The sequence below is a fragment of the Streptomyces sp. NPDC006193 genome (assembly GCF_040613915.1).
Lineage (GTDB): Bacteria > Actinomycetota > Actinomycetes > Streptomycetales > Streptomycetaceae > Streptomyces.
In genome coordinates this window covers 194,452-213,697 of the sequence record NZ_JBEXTB010000001.1, presented here as the reverse complement: position 1 = coordinate 213,697, position 19,246 = coordinate 194,452, and the positions used below count along the sequence as shown (strand labels likewise).

The 19,246-nt window shown below is 75.4% G+C and carries 18 protein-coding genes; 7 read left to right on the top strand and 11 right to left on the bottom strand.

Features of this window, described 5'->3' with window-relative positions; all coding sequences use genetic code 11:
• Positions 1-78: 78 nt before the first annotated feature.
• The 5 genes from ABZ261_RS00900 to ABZ261_RS00880 all read right to left on the bottom strand — a co-directional run bounded on the left by ABZ261_RS00900 (position 79) and on the right by ABZ261_RS00880 (position 5,784).
• A complete protein-coding gene (locus ABZ261_RS00900) occupies positions 79-162 on the bottom strand; it encodes a putative leader peptide (RefSeq protein ID WP_309486338.1) in 84 nt (27 codons plus the stop codon).
• A 127-nt stretch (positions 163-289) separates the two neighbouring features.
• Positions 290-862, bottom strand: a complete 573-nt coding sequence (locus ABZ261_RS00895) for a GNAT family N-acetyltransferase (protein ID WP_356854422.1) — start codon at positions 860-862, stop codon at positions 290-292.
• Between the two features lie 70 nt (positions 863-932).
• Positions 933-2,267, bottom strand: a complete 1,335-nt coding sequence (locus ABZ261_RS00890) for a hypothetical protein (protein ID WP_356854421.1) — start codon at positions 2,265-2,267, stop codon at positions 933-935.
• A 172-nt stretch (positions 2,268-2,439) separates the two neighbouring features.
• Complete coding sequence (locus tag ABZ261_RS00885) at positions 2,440-3,729, bottom strand: GAF domain-containing protein (protein ID WP_356854420.1); 1,290 nt, start codon at positions 3,727-3,729, stop codon at positions 2,440-2,442.
• Positions 3,730-4,122: 393 nt separating this feature from the next.
• Entirely contained in the window at positions 4,123-5,784 is a 1,662-nt protein-coding gene (locus ABZ261_RS00880) for an acyl-CoA dehydrogenase family protein (protein WP_356854419.1), read from the bottom strand.
• A 132-nt stretch (positions 5,785-5,916) separates the two neighbouring features.
• Between ABZ261_RS00880 and ABZ261_RS00875 the strand changes: the two genes are divergently transcribed.
• Together ABZ261_RS00875 and ABZ261_RS00870 are read left to right on the top strand one after the other, a co-directional pair.
• Positions 5,917-7,071, top strand: a complete 1,155-nt coding sequence (locus tag ABZ261_RS00875) for a YihY/virulence factor BrkB family protein (RefSeq protein WP_356854418.1) — start codon at positions 5,917-5,919, stop codon at positions 7,069-7,071.
• Positions 7,072-7,244: 173 nt separating this feature from the next.
• A complete protein-coding gene (locus tag ABZ261_RS00870; RefSeq protein ID WP_356854417.1) occupies positions 7,245-7,937 on the top strand; it encodes a helix-turn-helix domain-containing protein in 693 nt (230 codons plus the stop codon).
• On the opposite strand, the gene ABZ261_RS00865 is transcribed toward ABZ261_RS00870, so the two are convergent.
• The gene (locus ABZ261_RS00865) at positions 7,914-8,321 is read right to left on the bottom strand and encodes a VOC family protein (RefSeq protein WP_356854416.1); all 408 of its coding nucleotides are present in this window, start codon (positions 8,319-8,321) and stop codon (positions 7,914-7,916) included. The two genes, ABZ261_RS00870 and ABZ261_RS00865, sit on opposite strands and share 24 nt — an antisense overlap.
• A gap of 24 nt (positions 8,322-8,345) precedes the next feature.
• On the bottom strand, positions 8,346-9,173 hold the full coding sequence (locus ABZ261_RS00860) for a DUF817 domain-containing protein (RefSeq protein ID WP_356854415.1): 828 nt from the start codon (positions 9,171-9,173) through the stop codon (positions 8,346-8,348).
• A gap of 258 nt (positions 9,174-9,431) precedes the next feature.
• Here ABZ261_RS00860 and ABZ261_RS00855 point away from each other — a divergent pair, with 258 nt between their 5' ends.
• The 5 genes from ABZ261_RS00855 (at position 9,432) to ABZ261_RS00835 (ending at position 13,815) form a co-directional block, all read left to right on the top strand.
• Positions 9,432-10,043 (top strand): membrane lipoprotein, encoded by a 612-nt coding sequence (locus ABZ261_RS00855; protein ID WP_356854414.1) that lies wholly within the window; start codon positions 9,432-9,434, stop codon positions 10,041-10,043.
• 5 nt (positions 10,044-10,048) lie between these two features.
• Entirely contained in the window at positions 10,049-10,714 is a 666-nt protein-coding gene (locus tag ABZ261_RS00850) for a ThuA domain-containing protein (RefSeq protein ID WP_356854413.1), read from the top strand.
• A 157-nt stretch (positions 10,715-10,871) separates the two neighbouring features.
• On the top strand, positions 10,872-11,735 hold the full coding sequence (locus ABZ261_RS00845) for an isocitrate lyase/PEP mutase family protein (protein WP_356854412.1): 864 nt from the start codon (positions 10,872-10,874) through the stop codon (positions 11,733-11,735).
• Positions 11,732-11,989, top strand: a complete 258-nt coding sequence (locus ABZ261_RS00840) for a hypothetical protein (RefSeq protein ID WP_356854411.1) — start codon at positions 11,732-11,734, stop codon at positions 11,987-11,989. The genes ABZ261_RS00845 and ABZ261_RS00840 overlap by 4 nt, the downstream gene beginning before the upstream one ends.
• A 257-nt stretch (positions 11,990-12,246) precedes the next feature.
• A complete protein-coding gene (locus tag ABZ261_RS00835) occupies positions 12,247-13,815 on the top strand; it encodes a carboxylesterase family protein (RefSeq protein ID WP_356854410.1) in 1,569 nt (522 codons plus the stop codon).
• A 65-nt stretch (positions 13,816-13,880) separates the two neighbouring features.
• Here ABZ261_RS00835 and mmuM read toward each other — a convergent pair whose 3' ends face one another.
• From mmuM to ABZ261_RS00815, 4 genes are all read right to left on the bottom strand, one after another.
• Complete coding sequence (gene mmuM, locus ABZ261_RS00830; RefSeq protein ID WP_356854409.1) at positions 13,881-14,807, bottom strand: homocysteine S-methyltransferase; 927 nt, start codon at positions 14,805-14,807, stop codon at positions 13,881-13,883.
• Between the two features lie 167 nt (positions 14,808-14,974).
• Complete coding sequence (locus ABZ261_RS00825; RefSeq protein ID WP_356854408.1) at positions 14,975-15,691, bottom strand: alpha/beta fold hydrolase; 717 nt, start codon at positions 15,689-15,691, stop codon at positions 14,975-14,977.
• Positions 15,684-16,268, bottom strand: a complete 585-nt coding sequence (locus ABZ261_RS00820) for a WHG domain-containing protein (protein WP_356854407.1) — start codon at positions 16,266-16,268, stop codon at positions 15,684-15,686. The genes ABZ261_RS00825 and ABZ261_RS00820 overlap by 8 nt, the downstream gene beginning before the upstream one ends.
• Before the next feature lie 82 nt (positions 16,269-16,350).
• Positions 16,351-19,236 (bottom strand): glycoside hydrolase family 2 TIM barrel-domain containing protein, encoded by a 2,886-nt coding sequence (locus ABZ261_RS00815; protein WP_356854406.1) that lies wholly within the window; start codon positions 19,234-19,236, stop codon positions 16,351-16,353.
• Positions 19,237-19,246: the final 10 nt, after the last annotated feature.

The window sequence follows — 19,246 nt, the reverse complement described above, 5'->3', positions numbered from 1 at the left end:
GACGTGCGCATGGAGGCATGCGTGCGCGTCCTTGCGCAGGCAGGGTCCGGGGTGGGGAGAGCGGCGGTGCTGGGAGGATCAGCTCGCCGGACAGATGGCGCTGGACATGCGGCCCAGGTCGACGTGGCGTCGACTCACCAAGGCGATTCCAGTTCCAGACATGGCGGAAGCGTGTCACGGCGATCTGGACACAGTCCAGCTTCATCCATCATGCGGACACCCTTGTCCCGAAATGCGAGACAAGGGTGGTGTCGCTCACAAACGCCGCTGGGAGGCTTGTCCCGGCAGGTCAGACAGGGTATGCACCGGGCCACGGCCCCGGTGCGGCCACCTCCGGTTCCAGCGCCACCTGCGTGTCGAACAGCTTGAAGCCGCGCCGCCGGTAGTTGTCCAGCGCGAACTCGCCGTCCTTGCTGCAGGTGTGCAGCCACACCCGTTTCGTCGGCGTCAGCCCCGGCCACCGCTCCGCCAGGTCCCATGCGCGGGCCGTGCCGTACGCCAGCAGGTGGCCGCCGATGCGCCGGCCGCGGAAGGCGGGGAGCAGTCCGAAGTAGACGATCTCGACCGCGCCCTCGTCCTGCGGCTCCAGTTCCACGTATCCGGCCGGGGTGCCGCGGTCGTACGCCACCCAGGTCTCCACGCCGGGCCGCTCCAGGTGCTCCCGCCACCGCGCGTACGTCCAGCCCAGCCGGTCGGTCCAGCGGATGTCGCCGCCGACCGAGGCGTACAGGAACCGGCTGAACTCGGGCGAGGGAACCTCGGCGCGGACGATCCGGACGTCGCCGTCGGGCGCGGCGGCGGGCAGGAGGTCGGCCGGGGAGGTCTGCTCCAGGGACCACGTGGTGACGGGGACGCTGCTCATGCGGGCCAGGGAACCATCCCGCCGCCCGGTCTGTCGATCGGGTCCGCGATCCCCGGGCCCGGGGCAGGGGTCAGTCCACGGACCGGTCCAGACCGGCCAGCGGCACCGCGAACAGCATCCGGTCCGACAGCGACCACACCTCGCCGGTGGCCCGCCAGTAGGAGAGGGAGCCCGCGTCCCGCGCCCAGCAGCGGCGCGAGGCGTCGGCGCCGCACCGGTCGGCGCGGGCGCCCTCCGCGTCCTGCCGCCACATCCCGCCGTGCCCGTCCCGCGAACCGGGCAGGCGTCCCAGATACCAGGACGCGTGGTCCGCTCCGGCCTTCCGGTACGACAGCACGCCCCGGATGCCGGCCGCCCGGGTCCGGTACGTCTCCACCGCCTCCACCCGCCCCGCGGAGTCGGCGGCCAGCAGCCCGGCCCGCGCCGGGTCCGTGCTGAAGGCGTACCGCCACAGCCGTGTGTGCCGGTCCCGGCCGGGGGCGGTCCACTCCGCCGCGACCAGGCTGTCGGGCGCCGTGCCGCGGTCGAGGGCGAGCGCCCCCGGGCAGGGCGGGCCGGAGGCGGCGCAGCGGCCGGCGGCGAAACGGTACGAGCCGACGGCGGGCAGGACGTAGCCGAGGCCGCCGGCGGACCAGCCGCCCGGCACCCGGCCGATCGCGGGCCCGTCGACCGTGGTGCGCTGGATGCGGTCCAGGTCGTAGACGTAGAGCGCGTCGGCGCTGCCGGCCGTGGTGGTGACCAGCAGCCTGTTGCCGTACCAGACCATGCCGGAGATCCCGGAGGCCAGCCCCCGGTAGTCCCGGCCGCCCTGGACCGGCACCACCAGCAGCACCCAGCGGTAGGCGAGGCGGGCGGGGTCGTCGGCGTCGACGAACGCGATCCGCGCCAGGCCGCGTTCGGCGGGACGGCCGCCGGCGGTGCCGTGGGCCCAGCCGGCGAGGACGACCCGGTGCCTGCCCCACACCCCGTCGTCGTCGGCGTCCCCGGAGGTGGTCACCGAGGCCGGCCGCCAGGCGCCGGCCGCGGTGTCGGCCGGGTCCCAGCAGTAGGCACGGGCGGCCTTCGGGGCGACGGGCAGGGAGGCGCGGTCGGCGGAGGAGCAGTCGCCGGCCTCCCGCAGCTCGCGGTCGGCGCTGCGCAGCACGGCGTCCACCCCGACCGGGCGGCCCATCCCGGCGGCGAGCCGGTCCAGGGTGCGGGCCGGCACCAGGTGCTCCTGGAGCCGGAGCCGGCCGGTGTCCGCCGGGGAGGTCAGCGGCGCGAGCGCGCCCGGACTGTCGGCGACCTCTGCCTGGGACGCGCTGATCAGGGTGGCGGCGGCGGTGAGCGCCAGCGCGGTCCCGGTCAGCACGGCGCGCAGTGCCGCGCCCCTTCTGCGCCGCCGGTGTCTGCCGCGATGCATCATCTCTCCTCCAGAGGCGGGCCAACTGCGCCGTGTGGTCCGTACGTTGACGCGAGGAGCAGATGGGGAGGCCCGTAGGGGATGGTACGGCAGGAACGGGCCGCGCAGGGCCGGACCGCGCACATGGACGGCCCGAGGCGACCGCCGCGGCACGGGCCGGTCCGGCGCCCGGAGTTCAGCACGAGGCGGACCGGTCGCCGCCGAGGCCGTTCCGTTTACGGGCCACTTCCGGTGCCGTCGACTGGGGGAGCAGGTCACGCGGGTCGTCGGGCAGCAGCAGCTCGACTTCCGCATCGTCGCGGAAACGATACGGCCGATGGTGCAGCAGTTCGCCCAGGTACCGTCGGATCCTGGACATCTCGGCCCGCACGGTCACCGTCCTGGACGAGTCGCCGAACAGGTCTTCGGCCAGCTCCGCCGCCGCCCGCCCGTCCCGGTGCTCGGCGAGCAGGAACAGCAGCTCGGCGTGGCGCGGACTCAGCTCGCGCGACCAGGAACCCGCCGAGGCCGCGACCGTCACCCGGCACCGGCCCGGCCGGGCGAGGTCCAGCACGATCCGGGGAGCGCCGGCCGCGAGCGGCTCCTCCTCCGCCCGCAGCAGCCAGCCCCCGGCCAGCGGCTCCACCGCGCACGAGCCGAGCGAGGGCAGCCACCGGCGGCCCGGCGCCAGCGACTTCGGCAGCGCCACCCGCCGCACGTACGGCATCCCGGTCACGGCCGCAGCCCAGCCGTCCCGGTCCACCACCAGCGCCCGCCCGGCGAGCCGCGCCAGCACCGGCGCCGCCACCGCCCGCAGCCGCTCCAGCGAGGCCAGGTGCCGCTCCCGCAGCCGGGCCTCGGCCAGCTTGGCCACCGAGTCCACCCAGGCGAGCGTCGCCGGATGCATGGTCTGAAGCGGACCGCTCACATCCACCACACCGAGCAGCCGGCCGTCCCGCGGATCGGTGATCGGGGCGCCCGAACAGGTCCAGGAGGCGTGCGAACGGACGAAGTGCTCCGCGGCGAACACCTGGACGGGCCGCCGTATCACCGCCGGAGTGCCCACCCCGTTGGTGCCGACGACGTCCTCCCGCCAGTCCGCGCCGAGCTCGAAGCCGAGTCCGTCGGCCTTGCGCAGCACCCCCGTCGCCCCCTCCCGCCACAGCACCCGCCCGTCGGCGTCCGCGACGACCATGATGTGCTGCGCGACGTCCGCGACCGAGAGCAGCCCCTCCCGCAGCACCGGCAGCACGTGCCGCAACGGTGACGCCTCCCGCCTGCGCCGCACCTCGTCCGCCGGCAGCAGCCCGGAGCGGAAGTCGCGTTCGGGATCGACGCCGCTGCGCAGCATCCGGCCCCACGACTGCTCGATCACCGGCCGGGGCGCGATCCGCGCACGGTGTCCGGCGAGCGTCGCCTCACGCACCTCGCTCAGCACCCGCGCCGCCCGCGCCGCGTCCACGGCGGCCAGGCGCGCCACGTTCATCGGCGGGTTCCCCACTGAGGTCCTCCCGGGAAGGGGCGTCCAACACACCTGTCGAGCCGTCCGGGCGGCGGTTTCCGGTCCGGCCCCACCCCTCATAGTGCCGCTCCGGGCATGGCGGGGGCACAGACTTCGCGCACGTGCCCCCATAAGTTGCAACCTCCTGCAACCCTGGTGAACCGGCGCGCCGCGGCTGAGACTTGACCACGACGCGTTGCGCGTCCACGGGCTCGAGGGGCCCAGGTGCCGGGGGGTGGTGCCGTGTCGGCGCAGCACCACCCCCCGCCGCCCCGCCCTCCGGCCGTGCGCGGCGGGGGGCCCGCCGGGCGCGCCGGCGGCCGACGGCCCGTCGCGGCCGCGCGCCGGTCGCGCGCCCCCGGGGACCGCCCAGGCGACTCAGGAGACCGGACGGGACCGCTCCACCACCGACTCCAGGTCCAGGCCGGCCGGCAGGGTGCCGAAGGACGCGCCGTGGTCGCCGCCCAGCCGGGAGGCGCAGAACGCGTCGGCGACCTCCGGCGGCGCGTACCGCACCAGCAGCGACCCCTGCAGGGCCAGCGCGAGCCGCTCGGCCAGCCGCCGCGCCCGCCCCTCGACGCCTTCCAGGTCGGCGAGCTCGGAGAACAGGTCCTTCACCGCGCGGTCCAGCCGGTGGTCGGCGCCGTGGGCGAGGCCGATCTCCGTGAGGCAGGCGTCCAGCGCGCCCGGCTCCCGCTGCAGCGCCCTGAGCACGTCCAGGGCCTGGACGTTGCCCGCGCCCTCCCAGACGGAGTTCAGCGGCGACTCCCGCACCAGCCGGGGCAGTCCGGACTCCTCGACGTACCCGTTGCCGCCCAGGCACTCGGCGGCCTCGATCACCACGGGCGCACACCGCTTGGTGATCCAGTACTTGGCGGCCGGCACCGCGAGCCGCAGGAACGCCCGCTCCTGCTCGCCGCCGTCGTCGCAGGCGGCGGCGAGCCGCAGCGCCAGCGCGGTCGCGGCCTCGGACTCCAGCGCGAGGTCGGCGAGGACGTTGCGCATCAGCGGTTTGTCGACCAGCTTCCCGCCGAACGCCTCCCGGTGCGTGCAGTGGTGCACGGCCTGCGCGACCGCCTGCCGCATCAGCCCCGCGGAGCCGAGCGCGCAGTCCAGCCGGGTCGCGGCGACCATCCCGATGATGGTGCGCACCCCCTGCCCCTCCTCGCCGACCCGGCGCGCCCAGGTGCCGGCGAACTCGACCTCGGCGGAGGCGTTCGACCGGTTGCCGAGCTTGTCCTTCAGCCGCTGGAGGAGGAAGACGTTCCGGCTGCCGTCGGGCAGGACCCGCGGAACCAGGAAGCAGGTCAGGCCGCCCTCTCCCGCCCCGGACGCGGAGGCGGGCACCTGCGCGAGCACCAGGAAGCCGTCCGACATGGGCGCCGAGCAGAACCACTTGTGCCCGGTCAGCAGGTACGTGCCGGCCTCCGCGAGGGGCCGCGCCTCGGTGGTGTTCGCGCGGACGTCGCTGCCGCCCTGCTTCTCGGTCATGCCCATGCCGAACAGGGCTCCGGGCTTCTCACCGGCGGGCCGCAGCTCCCGGTCGTACAGCGTGGACGTCAGCCGCGGCACCCATGCGTCGGCCAGCTCCGGGTCGGTGCGCAGCGCGGGCACGGCCGCGTGGGTCATCGACAGCGGGCAGCAGGTGCCGGCCTCGACCTGCGACCAGACCAGGAACCCGGCCGCCCTGCGCACATGCCCGGCCGGACGGGTCCAGGCGCCGGTCAGCCCGGCCGAGACGCCCTTGCCGAGCAGCCGGTGCCAGGCCGGGTGGAAGTCGACCTCGTCGATCCGGTGGCCGTACCGGTCGTGCGTGCGCAGCCGCGGCGGGTGCTCGTTCGCCTGCACCGCCCACTCCTGCAGCTGCGCCGAGCCGGCGGCCCGGCCGAGCGCGGACAGCTCGGCGCGCACCTCGTCCAGGACGTCCGGGGAGGTGTGCCGGTCGACGGCCTCGGCGAGGGCCCGGTCGGCGGTGAAGACGTCGTAGCCGACCAGTGGGGGCGGCTGGTTCGTCACGGTGTGGGTCGGGGTGCCTGCCATGATGCGAACCTACCCGGGACGGCGGCGGTGATGGCCTCCAGAGTGGCACACCGCGGCGGGCGCGCGCGCCCGCGCGGCGGACCCCGGCCCCGGAAGATGAGGACGGTCCCGTGCTGCGGATACCTTTGGGTCGTGCAGCCAGCAAGTGAACCCCCCGTGCGGCCGGCCGGCCGGCTCCACCGGGCCAGAGCCCTCTACCGCAACGTCTCCAAGCGCAGGACCGCCTGGCTGCTGCTCAAGGACACCGTCGACTCCTGCATGGAGTACCGCATCCTGGGTCTGGCGGCCGAGGCGGCGTTCTTCACGCTGCTGTCCGTGCCGCCGCTGCTGCTGAGTCTCATCGGCCTGCTCGGCTACGTCGACGACTGGACCGGCGCCGACACCATCCACAGCCTGGAGAGGAACCTCCTCGAGGCCTCCCGCACGGTGCTGTCCGACAAGGGCGTCAAGGAGATCGCCCAGCCGATCCTGGACGACGTGATGAAGGGCGGCCGGCCCGACGTCATCTCCATCGGCTTCCTGTTCGCCCTGTGGTCGGGCTCCCGCGCGGTGAACGTCTTCATCGACACCATCACCGTCATGTACGGCCTCGACGGCGTCCGCGGCATCGTCAAGACCCGGATCATGGCGTTCCTGCTGTTCGTCGTGGCACTGCTGATCGGTTCGGTCGCGCTGCCGCTGATGGTGGCCGGACCGGACGCGGTGGTGCGCGTCGTGCCCTGGTCGGAGACGGTCGTCCAGGTCCTCTACTGGCCGGTCGTGATCGTGCTGTCCATCGTGTTCCTGACGACCCTGTACCACGTCTCGGTGCCCGTCCGCTCCCCGTGGATCGAGGACGTCCCCGGCGCCCTGGTCGCCCTCGCCATGTGGGTCCTCGGCAGCTTCCTCCTGCGCATCTACCTGACGAGCACCATCGAGGGCGCCACGATCTACGGCTCCCTCGCCGCCGCCGTCGCCGTCCTGCTGTGGATCGGGGTGTCCGCCTTCGCCGTGCTGGTCGGCGCCGCCGTGAACGCCGCCATCGACCGGGTCTGGCCCGCCGCGGCCACGGCGGCCGCCCGCGAGGCCAACGAGCGGATCCGCGAGGCGCAGGTCGCCGAGTACGTCGCCCGCGCCGCGGCGGCCCGCGAGGCCGACCCCGACGACCCCGACATGCCCTCCGAGTTCCCCGAACGCTGGTCCCGCTTCCTGCCCCCGGAGGACGTCACGGCCCGCCTGCGCGCGCACGCCCGCAACCCCCACCACACCCACAAGGGCAACGGCGGCACGGCGACTCCGGAGGGGTGACCGGCCTCCTCGCGCCCGCCCGTCCGCTGACGTGCGCCAGGCCGGAGCCGTCCGGCCGCGGCCGGACGGCCGGGCGCCGCCGCCGTCGTACGCCCGGCACGGCTCCGCACACGCACCGGGCAGGGGGGCACACGCGCGCGGGCATCCCCGCCGGGCGACGTACGCTGGCTCCCGTGTACGTGGAGCGGGCGTCCCGGCTGGCCGGCGCGGTCGTGTGGGCGAACACCCCGGACGCCGCCGGCGTCCGGCCCGTGCTGCCCGACGGCTGCATGGACCTGATGTGGAGCGGTGGACGGCTCCTGGTCGCGGGCCCCGACACCCGCCCGCATGTGCCCGAGGGCCCGGCGCGCCCCTGGACGGGAATCCGTTTCTTCCCCGGCACCGCGCCCGCCCTGCTCGGTGTTCCGGCGCACGAACTGCGCGACCTGCGCGTGGAGCCGGCGGACCTCTGGCCCGCCGCGAAGGCACGGCGGCTGCACGACCGCGTCACGGCGGCCGCCGCCCCGGCGAGGGCGCTGGAGGACATCGCCCTGGACCTGGCGGCGCAGGCGGCGGACCCCGACCCGCTGCTGCGCCGGCTGGTGCGGTGCCTGGACGAGGGCCGTCCGGTCTCCGCGGCGGCCGCCGAACTCGGCATCGGCGAGCGCCGCCTGCACCGCCGCTGCCTGGCCGCGTTCGGCTACGGCCCGAAGACCCTGGCCCGCATCCTGCGCTTCCGGCGGGCACTGGCCCTGGCCCGCTCCGGGACGCCGTTCGCCGAGACGGCGATCCGCGCGGGCTACGCGGACCAGCCCCACCTGGCCCGCGAGGTGCGGCAGTTGGCGGGCATGCCGCTCGGCGAGCTACTCGGCCGCGGGGGAGGGTAGCGGGGCGAACAGGTCGACGGCGTTGCCGTCGGGGTCGTGCACGACGGCGTAGCGCTGCCCCCAGAAGGCGTCCCACGGCTTCAGCTCACCGTGGTGGCCGGCCGCCACGAGGTCCTCGTAGCGGGCGTCGACGTCGGCGGGGGAGTCGCAGCGGAAGGCGAGGGAGACCCGTCCGGCACCGGTGGCCGGCTGCCGGCCGGGGTGGAAGGAGCGGATGGTCTCCTCCGTGTCCAGGGCGAGCACCAGCCCGCCGGGCAGCTCGGCCTCGACGTGCGGCTGGTCCTCGGCCCCCTGGGGGAAGACCAGCCCGAGGCGGCGGTAGAAGGCGAGCGAGGCGGCCAGGTCGGAGGCCACCAGGCCGATCACAGCGAGTCGTACGGTCATGCGGCCACCGTAGGCGGCGGCCGGTCAGCCGGTCTTGAAGGAATCGGACACCGGGGGCGGACACGGTCCCGGCCCCTGCCCGGCGCGGCCGGCACCGCCCGCCGCGTGACGCTCGACCAGCACGAACGTCACGCTGATCAGCAGGGACCAGGCGCCGAACTTGGTCAGCGGCACCGGCTGCCAGCCGCCGATCTGCTCCGGATAGCTCCAGGCGCCCGCATAGGTGGCGGCGTTCTCGGCGACCCAGAGGAAGAACCCGATCAGGACGAAGGAGACGGCCAGCGGCATGCGGTAGCGGTGCGCGCCGACGCTGAAGCCCACCCAGGTCCCGGCGGTCGCGGCGGTCATCGCCACGGCGAGCGGCCAGCGCAGGTCCGGCATCCAGTGGTGGGTGAAGAAGTTGACGTAGACGGCGGCGGCCACGAGGGTCGTGGCGGCGGCGCGGTAGCGGGTGCAGCGCAGCCGCATCAGCCGCCGGGCCCGGCAGACGTAGCCGGCGACCGCCGCGTACATGAAGCCGCCGTACAGCGGCACCCCACCGATCTTGGTGAGGGCGTCCTCGGGGTAACTCCACGACCCCAGCCGCACCTTGACCAGCTCGAACAGCAGTCCCAGCACATGGCACGCGGCGATGACCGCCGTGTCGCGCCGGGTCTCCCAGCCCACCCGGCGGGCGACGAGGGTGAGCGCGATGCCGTAGACCAGCACCAGGTCGTAGCGTGCCACCGGCAGCGGGGGCAGCAGCCGGGACGCCGCGATGCCCGCCAGCAACGCGACCGCGAAGGCGCAGGCGCGGGCCTGGACCACTGCGAACCGCACCAGTTGGCCGATGCCGTGCCCCAGCCCCTTCACCGCGCCCGCCTCCTCGTCCTGAGCGTGCGACGCATGTCCCCTCCTCCGTGCGACGGCGAGGCGCACGATCCTAGAGGTCGATTTGAACGTGTTCAATCGGCGGGGCCGCTCCGGTCCGCGCCGCCGGGCGCGAAGGGGTGGCGCCCACCGGACGGGGCGGCGCGCACGAGATGCCCGGCAACGGTGAACCGGGTGCGCCACCGGGGCAGTTGCGCACTCGGGTCGCCCCCGGGAGCGCCGGTGCGGCACCATGGTCGGATGGTCCGTGCCGCACGCGCCCTGCCGCTGCTCCCGCTGCTGCCCGCACTGCTGACGGGATGCGGCGCCGAGAAGGCGGACACGAAGGCGGACACCGGGACGCAGCCGTCGAAGCGCCCCGCCGCCGAACGGCCCGCGCGGACGCCGGGCCCGGCCGCCCCGGAGCGGACGGCGCTCGACGCGCGGCTGCGGGCCATGGGCATCGCCCCGGAACTCGTCCATGTCACCGGCGTGCCCGGCTTCACGCTCGCCCGGCAGTCCGTCGGGGTGAACGGGGACGACGGCTTCTCCGCCGCCTACTGGGCGCCAGGCGGCGCTGTGCTGCGCCTGTACACCGAGCGGGGCACCGCCGACGACTGCCCGGACGGCTGGGTCTGCCGGTCCCCGGCGCAGGGGCAGGTGGTGCGGATCAGCGGCGAGAAGGTCCCGCGCGAGGTCCTCCGCCGCGCCGCGGACGCCGTCCACCGCCCCTCGGCCGCGGAACTCGCCGCCCTCCTGCCCCCGGCCCCGGCGCCTCCGGCGTCCTCGGCCGCGACGGTCCCGGTGGAGCGCGGCGACCTCCCGCCGGACGGCGACGGGGCCCCCGGCGACGGCGTCGGCCGGGGCGGCTGAGCGCCGTGGAGGGCACGTCGCCGCGGCTGCTGCTGTACACCCGTACCGCCGACTACCGCCACGACTCCATCCCGGACGCCGTCGCCGCGGTCCGGGCGCTCGGCGGATGGGCCGTCGAGCACACCGAGGACCCCGCGGACCTCGAACGGCCGCTGGACGGCTTCGCGGCCGTCGTCTTCCTCTCCACCAGCGGCGACGTGCTGACCCCGGCCGGACGGGAGCGGCTGCGGGACTACGTCGGGGCGGGCGGCGGCTTCGCCGGGGTGCACGCGGCGGCCTGCACCGAGTACGGGTGGCCCTGGTACGGCGAACTGCTCGGCGCCCGCTTCACCCGGCATCCCGCGCCGCAGCCCGGGCGTGTCCTGGTCACGGACCCCGGCCACCCCGCGACCCGCGAGCTGCCGGCCGTGTGGCGGTTCACCGACGAGTGGTACGACTTCGACCGGGTCCCGCGCGGCCGGGCCCGGGTGCTGCTGCGCGTGGACGAGACGTCGTACGAAGGCGGCGGGATGGGCGCGGACCATCCGCTGGCCTGGTGCCGCGACCACGGTCCGGAAGGCGGACGGGTGTTCTACACCGCCCTCGGCCATGCCTGCGGCGCCTACCGCGACCCCGTCTTCCTCGCGCACCTGGCCGGGGGCCTCACCTGGGCGGCACGGCTCCCCGCGTGACGTTTCTGCGGTGAACCGGTTCCGCCGTTGGGGTGAGTAAAGCTCGCGTAGTGCAAGGGTCACGTGAGTATTTAGAGATGCTCTTGTCTTGGCAAAGGGCGTGAAGACGCGGCAGCGCATCCGCCCGCGTCACCCATCCCACAGGAGGAGCCGGACCTTGACTTACGGCAAGAAGCTTCGCGAGTCCATCACCGAGCCCGGAACCACACCGCTGATCGGCGTGTACGACATGTACTCGGCGTCGATCGCGGCCAAGCACTTCGACGGGATGTTCGTCTCGGGCTTCGGGTTCGCGGCCTCGTACTACGGGCTGCCGGACATCGGATTCATCGCCTGGCCCGACATGGTGGCCTTCGTCCAGCGGCTGCGGGGCGCCTTCCCCCACCACCACCTGCTGGTCGACATCGACGACGGGTACGTCGATCCCGAGGTCGCCTGCCACGTCGTCGAGGGCCTGGAGCGCATCGGCGCCTCCGGCGTGATCCTCGAGGACCAGAAGCGGCCCCGCCGCTGCGGCCACGCCGACGGCAAGCAGGTGCTGCCGCTGGAGGAGTACCTGGAGAAACTGGAAAGGGTCCTGGAGACCCGCAAGGACCTGGTCGTCGTCGCCCGCACCGACGCCACCGACGAGCACGACATCCTGCGCCGCGCCGAGCGGCTGGCGGCCACCGACGCCGACGTGGTCCTGGTCGACGGGGTCCGCAGCGTCGAGTGGATCAAGCGGATCCGCAAGGTCGTCGGGGCCAAGCCGCTGCTGTTCAACCAGATCGCCGGCGGCAAGTCGCCCCGCCTGTCCCTCGGCGAACTGTCCGACCTCGGGGTCGACGTCGCGATCTACAGCACCCCGTGCCTGTTCGCCGCGCACGAGGCGATGGAATCCGCGCTCACCGGACTGAAGGCGTCCGACGGCCGGCTGCCGGAACTGGATCCCACGACCGGGGTCGGCGTGAAGGCCTCCACCAGCCTGCTGGAACGCAACATCGCCCGGGACCGGCTCGTCCCCGAGGGCGTGGGCGTGTGACCGGCGCCGTCCCCAGGCTCGGCCGGGCGACGGCGCTGGCCGCCGTGCTCCTCGCGGCCGGCGCCGTCCCCGCCGGCGCCTCCGGGGGCCTGGTCACCGTGATCGACAACTCCCGTGCCGACTCGATCCTGGAGGTCGACCGCACGGCCAATCTCCAGGCCGGCAGCGGCACCGCGGGCAGCGACCACGACGGCAGCGCCGTCGACGTGGTGGAGGCCATCGTCGGCGCCGGCGACGACGGCGACGAGGACTGAAGGACGTCCCCGCCCCGCCCGGAGCCGGCGCCCCCCGGGGGGGCGGGCACACCGGCGGCCGGGCGCCGGGCACGGGGCGCCCGGCCGCCGGCCCGTCCGGTCGCCGGTTCCCGCCGTCCCCCGTCCTTCTCCGGCCGGTGCACGGCTGGTGCGCCGGACCACACCGGAATACATCCGCGCCCTGTGATGCTCTGATGTGAACGATCCGCACGTGTGCTGTGCACCGTGCGGGAGGCGCGGCGAAGGACTGGTGGACGATGACGGCAGACCGGACGGACCCCGTGGTCGATACGCCGCACGGAGCGGTGCGGGGCCGCCGCGAGCAGGGGATCGCGGTGTTCCGGGGCATCCCGTACGCGGCCCCGCCCTTCGGCCCGCGGCGGTTCCGCCCGCCCGAGCCGCCGGAGCCCTGGGACGGGGTGCGCGACGCCGGCGCCTTCGGACCCACCGCGCCGAAGCCGCCGTACTCGGACGTCTTCGCCGAGTACCTGTCCGACCCGGTGATCCCCGGCGACGACTGCCTCAACCTCAACGTGTGGACCCCCGAACCGGGCCCCGGCGCCCGGCTCCCCGTGCTGGTGTGGCTCCACGGCGGGGCGCTGACCAGGGGGACCTCGGCCGTGCCCGTGTACGACGGCGCCTCCTTCGCCCGCGACGGAGTGGTCTGCGTGACGGTCAACTACCGGCTCGGGGTGGAGGGCTACGGGCTGTTCCCGGACGCGCCCCCGAACCCCGGCCTGCAGGACCAGCTCGCCGCCCTGCGCTGGGTGCACCGGGCGATCGCGGCCTTCGGCGGCGACCCCGACCGGATCACCCTGTGCGGGCAGTCGGCCGGTGCGATCAGCGCCGGCGTCCTGCTCGCCGCGCCGCAGACCCGCGGCCTGATCCGGCGGGCGGTGCTGCAGAGCGGACCGCCCGAGGTGTCCGACCGGGACGGGGTGCGGCGGATGGTGCGGCGCATGGCGGCCCGGCTGAAGATCCCCGGCACCGCGGAGGCGTTCGCCGCCGTCGACCGGGAACTGCTGCTGCGCACCCAGGCCGAGGTGAGCCGGCGCAGCAGCCCGGTGCTCGGCGGACCCGCGTTCGGCGTCGTCGTGGACGGCGACCTCGTGCCCGGCGACCCGCTGAAGGCGCTCATCGCCGGCGCCGCCGCCCCGGACGTCGACCTGCTCATGGGCTGGACGCGGGACGAGTACCGGCTGTGGCTGGCGCCCGGCGGTCTCCTGGAGCGCGTCGACCGGCTCGGCCCGGTCGCCCTGGCCGGGGCCATGGCCCGCTGCCACGCCGGTCCGGAGATCCCGCGCGGCTACCGCGCCCTGCACCCCGGGGCGGGCACCGCCGAGATCGTCGGCCAGATGATCACCGACCACCTGCTGCGCGTGCCGCTGCACCGGCTCGCGGACGCCCGCCCCGGCACCTCGCACGTCTACGAGTTCGCCTGGCCGTCCCGGCGCCCCGGCCTCGGCGCCTGCCACGCGCTGGAACTGGGGTTCGTGTTCGGCACGGGGGACGCGCCGGAGTCGGCGAAGCTGGCCGGCGAGGGCGCGCCGCAGGAGCTGAGCGACGCGATGCACGGGGCGTGGGTGCGGTTCGTGACCAGCGGGGACCCGGGCTGGCAGGCGTGGGACGCCACCCACCCGGTACGGGTCTTCGGCGACGGGCCACCGCATACGGTCCACGGCCCGCGGGACGCGGAACTCGCCCTGTGGTCGGCCTTCCCCACCGCCCCCCGACCACCCCGGCACGCCGTGCCCCGCGCCCCCGGCGCGGAGCTCGCCGCCGCGATGCGCCGCCTGCGCGGCTCGGTCGGCACCTTGCGCCGCTGAGCCGTCCCACCCCACCCGCACACCGCGCACGGCCCGGGCGCCGGCGCGTCCGGCGACCGGTCGGTTCAGGCCGTCTCCAAGGCCCGGCCGATCGACCTGATCACGTCCGGTCCCACCCGGCAGCACCCGCCGATCAGCCGCGCCCCCGCCTCCCGCCACGCCCGGACCTGCGCGGCGCCGAACGTCGCGGGCCCGGTCCAGGCGCGCGTCCGCGCGTCCCAGGTCTCGCCGCTGTTGGGGTAGACCACGACCGGCTTCCCCGTCACCCGGGCCGCGATCTCCACCGCCGGCCGCACGTCCCCCGGTGCGCAGCAGTTGACCCCGACCGCGATCACCTCGTCGACGTCGGCGGCCGGCGCGAACGCCTCCTCCAGCGGCTGGCCGGCCCGAGTCCGCCGGCCGTCGACCGTGTACGAGAGCCACGCCGGCACGCCCAGCCCGCGCACCGCCCGCAGCAGGGCGGCGGCCTCGTCGGCGTCCGGGACGGTCTCCAGCGCCAGGACGTCCGGCGCGGCGGCGGCCAGCACCTCCATCCGCGGCCGGTGGAAGCGTTCGAGTGCGGCGACGCCGAGCCCGTACCGCCCGCGGTACTCCGCGCCGTCCGCGAGCATCGCCCCGTACGGCCCGACCGACGCCGCCACCCACAGCGGCCGCCGCACGCCCGTGTCCGCCGCCCGCCGGGCCGCCTCACGCGCCAGTTCCACGCTGCTCGCGATGAGGCGCGCGGCCTCCTCGCGGCCGATGCCGCGCTTGCCGAAGCCCTCGAAGGTGGCCTGGTAGCTGGCGGTGATCGCGACGCTCGCACCCGCCCGGAAGTACGCGAGGTGGGCCTCGGTGACCGCTTCGGGCCGCTCCGAGAGCAGGCGCGCCGACCACAGCTCGTCGCTCAGGTCGTGCCCGGCCGACTCCAGCTGGTTGGACATGCCGCCGTCGAGCACGACCGTTCCGGCGGCGAGGGCGTCGGCGAGGCCGGGGGAGGGGTCGCTGGTCATGCCACGACGCTAGCCGAACCGCAACCGGCGCGGACGCGGGGGGCGCCTGTGCGGGCGGTCCGACCGGGACCGGGTCCCGCCGAGAGGAAGGCCACCGCCGTGCCGGAGCGCCCCGCGACGATCGCGCCGCGAGCCCGTACCCCGGCACCGGGCGGCACGGCCCCCTCCTACACCGACGCCGGCGCGCTCGGACGCAGCGCCTCGGTGAGCGCGTCGGCGAACTCCACGGGGTGATCCAGCGTGCCGAGGTGCCCGCCCGGGAACTCGGCGAAGGCGCACCCCAGCCGCCCGGCGAGGACTCCGGCCGTACGGTGGAGCAGCTGTCCGCGGGACGCGGCGCCGGCGGCGATCGTGAGCCGGCCGGGCGGCGGGGTGACGGTCGGCGCGTAGGCGGTGAACGGGCGCAGCACCCGGCCCAGGAAGACGCCCATCGGGGTCGCCGCGTCGCCCTGCGCGGGCGGCCGTCCGGGGCCGTCCAGCTGCGCGATCAGCTCTTGCCGCCGTTCCGTCCCGTCGGGCAGCGCGGTCACGCACGGCGGCTCGTGCGCGACGACGTGCGCCAGCCGCTCGGGGTGCCGGGCCAGCAGGTCCAGCACGGCGATGCCGCCGGAGCTGGTGCCGAACGCGTACGCCCGCTCGCCGCCCGGCAGCACGGCCTCCAGCACCCGGTGGGCCCCCTCGCTCCAGTCCGCCACCCGCTGTTCGGCGACCGGCCGGCCGAGACGGCCGTGCGCGAGGCCCAGCGGGTCGCAGGTCACCACGGTGAAGCGCGTGGCCAGGCGCTCGGTCAGCGGCCCGAGCCCCATCGGGTGCCCGGCCCCGCCGGGCACCAGCAGCAGTACGGGGCCGCGGCCCGTGACGTCGTGGTGCGGAAGGTCAGTCATCGTCGTGCGCCTCCCGGGGCCAGTGGGTGAGAGCGAGGTGCAGGGCGTCGACCGCCTTCTCCCAGGAGGCCCGCACGTCCCGGTCCGCGCCGAAGCCCCCCGCGCCCTCAAGGACGCAGTAGCCGTGGAAGGTGCTGCGCAGCAGGCGGACCGCGTCCGTCAGGTCGGGTTCGGTCAGGCCGTAGGCGCGGAGCATGCCGTAGGTGATCTCCGCGGTGCGGCGCAGGGCCGGGGAGTCGGCGATCAGGGCCTGGTCGAGGCGGATCTGGGTGGCCGCGTACCGGCCGGGGTGCTCCAGGGCGTAGTCCCGGTAGGCGCCGGCGAACGCCCTCAGCGCCTCCTTGCCCGCCCGGCCGGCCACCGCCGCCGCGATCCGGTCGATCAGCTCGCCGCCGGCGTGCAGCGCGAGCCGGGTGCGCAGGTCCTGCAGGCTGCGGACGTGCGAGTACAGACTCGCGTCCCTGACGCCGAACCGGCGGGCCAGCGCGGAGATGCTGACGTTGTCGAAGCCGACCTCGTCCGCCATGTCGGCGGCGGCGGCCACCAGCCGCTCGACGGTGAGTCCCACCCGCGCCACGCCCACCTCCTTGGATGCCTAGGCGCGATCCTAGACCATCTAGGAAGAGGCATGCGGCGGGAGGCCGGGAGCGGCGGCCGGCCTATCCGGCGCCGCAGGCGGAGAAGACGAAGGAGAACACCGCCGGTTCGGCCCGCAGGCGGTGCCACGGCAGCGGGCCGGGGCCGCAGGACTGGGACCCGATGCCGTGCTGGCCGTGGTCCAGGTTGACCCACACCGCCGCGGCGGAACCGCTGCCGGACGCGGGCCCGGGCGTCAGGTCGGTGCGGTGGGCCGCGGCGTCCAGCTGTTCGGTGGTCCAGCGGCGGGCGGTCAGGAGGAACACCGGATCCCCCTCGACGCGCAGGCCGCCCAGTTCCGCCCAGCGCACGTCGATCCGGGCGCCGTTCTCCTGGGGGCGCACGTACGGGGTCTGCAACGCGTCCACGGTCGACCGCCAGCGGCCCACCGCGGAGGCCGCCCTGGTGTCCGGGTACGCCTCGCCGGGACCGCCGCCGAACCACCGCACCCGGTCGGCCGCGGCCAGCCCGAAGCGGACGCCGAGGCGGGGCAGCGGGACCGTCCAGTCGCCCTCCGGGGTCGTGCGCACGGTCAGCCGCAGGCGGTCTCCGTCCGAGGTCCAGCGGTACACCGTCGCCAGCCCCAGGTCACGGGCGGCCGGCGCCACCCGCGTACGGACCGTCAGCGCGTCCGCGCCGGCCTCCACCGCGTCGAGGCGGTGCCGCACCCGGTGCAGGCCGAGCGCGCGCCACAGCGGGCCGTGGCGCGGATCGCTCTGCCAGGCGGCCCCGTCGTCGTTGTCGGTGGTGGCCCGCCACACGTCCAGGCGCAGACCGGTGACCGGCACACCGCCGACGGAGCGCAGCGCTCCGGTGCGGGCGTCGAAGACGCCGGGCCCCAGGGTGACGGCCGCGTCCCGCAGCACCGGCCGGGCGGTCGCGGCGACGTGCGGCGCCCGGCGCGCCGACACGGGGATCTGCCCCCAGGCGACGACATGACCCCGCGGTGCCCACGTCGTACCGGAGGCGAGCACCGCGCGGACGGTCCAGTGGGCCTCGCCGGCCGGCGCCCCGGACGGCACGGCCGGCAGCCCGGCCTCGACGCTCTCGCCGGGACCGGCCGCGCCCACGTCCAGCGTCCCCGACCGCACCGGCTCGCCCTCGACCTCGTACGACCAGGTGAACGCCAGGTGCGACAGGTCGGCGAAGTCGTACTTGTTGGTGATGCGGACCGTGCCGGCCATGCCGTCGCCCGTGACGGCGACGGGCTCGATCACCTTCTTGTACTCCACCAGCCCGGGGGAGGGCTGCCGGTCGGGGAAGAGCAGGCCGTCGCAGACGAAGTTGCCGTCGTGCAGCTCCTCCCCGAAGTCGCCGCCGTAGGCGTACCCCAGGGCGGGGTGGGCGATGCCGTGGTCGATCCACTCCCACACGAAGCCGCCCTGGAGCCGGTCGTGGGCCTCGAACAGCAGCTGGTAGTCGGCGAGTCCGCCGGGTCCGTTGCCCATGGCGTGCGCGTACTCGCAGAGGATGACGGGGAGGGAGCGGCGCCTGCGCGTCCCGCCGTCCAGGCCCCGTCCGATCCGCTCCACCTCGGCGTGGCCGGCGTACATCCGCGAGTACACGTCGGTGTCGCGGCAGTCGCGGTCGCCCTCGTAGTGGACCGGCCGGGAGGCGTCGCGGCGGCGGATCCACCCGGCCATCGCGGTGAGCCCCCGCCCGGTGCCCGCCTCGTTGCCGAGCGACCAGATCACGACCGAGGGGTGGTTCTTGTCCCGCTCGACCGTACGGGCCGCCCGGTCGAGGAGGGCCGCGGTCCAGCGGTCGTCGTCGGCGGGATTGTCCCGCCAGCCCTGCTCGGTGAAGCCGTGCGTCTCCAAGTCGCACTCGTCGATCACCCACAGGCCGTACTCGTCGCACAGGTCCAGGAAGGCCGGGTGCGGCGGGTAGTGGGAGGTGCGCACCGCGTTGACGTTGTGCCGTTTCATCAGCAGCACGTCCTCGCGCATGGTCTCCCGGTCCAGGGCGCGCCCGTGCTCCGGATGCCACTCGTGCCGGTTGACGCCCTTGAACAGCACCGGACGGCCGTTGACCCGGATCAGGCCGTCCGACACCCGCACCGTGCGGAAACCGATGCGCAGCGGCACCCGCTCGCCCCCGGTGTCCAGCACACCGTCGTACAGCCGCGGCGTCTCCGCCGACCACGGCTCGACCGGCGCCGTCACCGGTTCTCCGGCCGGGACGTCCACACCCAGCTCCGGGACGGTGACCCGGCCGGACGCCTCGGAGTCGACGCGCAGGACGCCGGTGCCGGTCAGGTGGTCGTAGGAGGCGTGCACGAAGAAGTCCCGGGCCGCGCCGGCGGGGCGGTGCAGCAGGGTGACGTCCCGGAAGACGCCGGGCAGCCACCACTGGTCCTGGTCCTCCAGGTACGAGCCCGCCGACCACTGGTGGACCCGCACCGCCAGGACGTTGTCCCCGGACCGGAGCAGCCGGCCGACCGCGAACTCGTGCGGCAGCCGCGAGCCCTTGAAGTCGCCCAGCTCCGTGCCGTTCAGCCAGACCCGGGCGCAGGACTCCACCCCGTCGAAGCGCAGCACCGCGCCCCCGGCCGCCGGCCAGTCCGCGGGCAGGGCGAACACCCGCAGGTGGTCGCCGGTCGGGTTCTCGGTCGGGACGCGCGGCGGGTCCACCGGGAACGGGTAGCGGTGGTTGGTGTAGACGGGGGAGCCGTGGCCCTGGAGGACCCAGTGGCCGGGGACGCGGATTTCCGCCCAGTCCCCGGCGTCGTACCCCGGCGCGGCGAAGGAGTCGTCCTCGGCGTCGGCCGTGTCCGACAGCCGGAAGCGCCAGGAGCCGTTGAGCGACAGGGACGGCGCGTCGGAGGAGGCGTACCAGGCGCGCGGCGGCAGGGTCCCGCGGCCCGGGGAGACGTCCTCGACGTGGTCGGTGCGCGTGCGGAAGGACATCGGTCTCCTC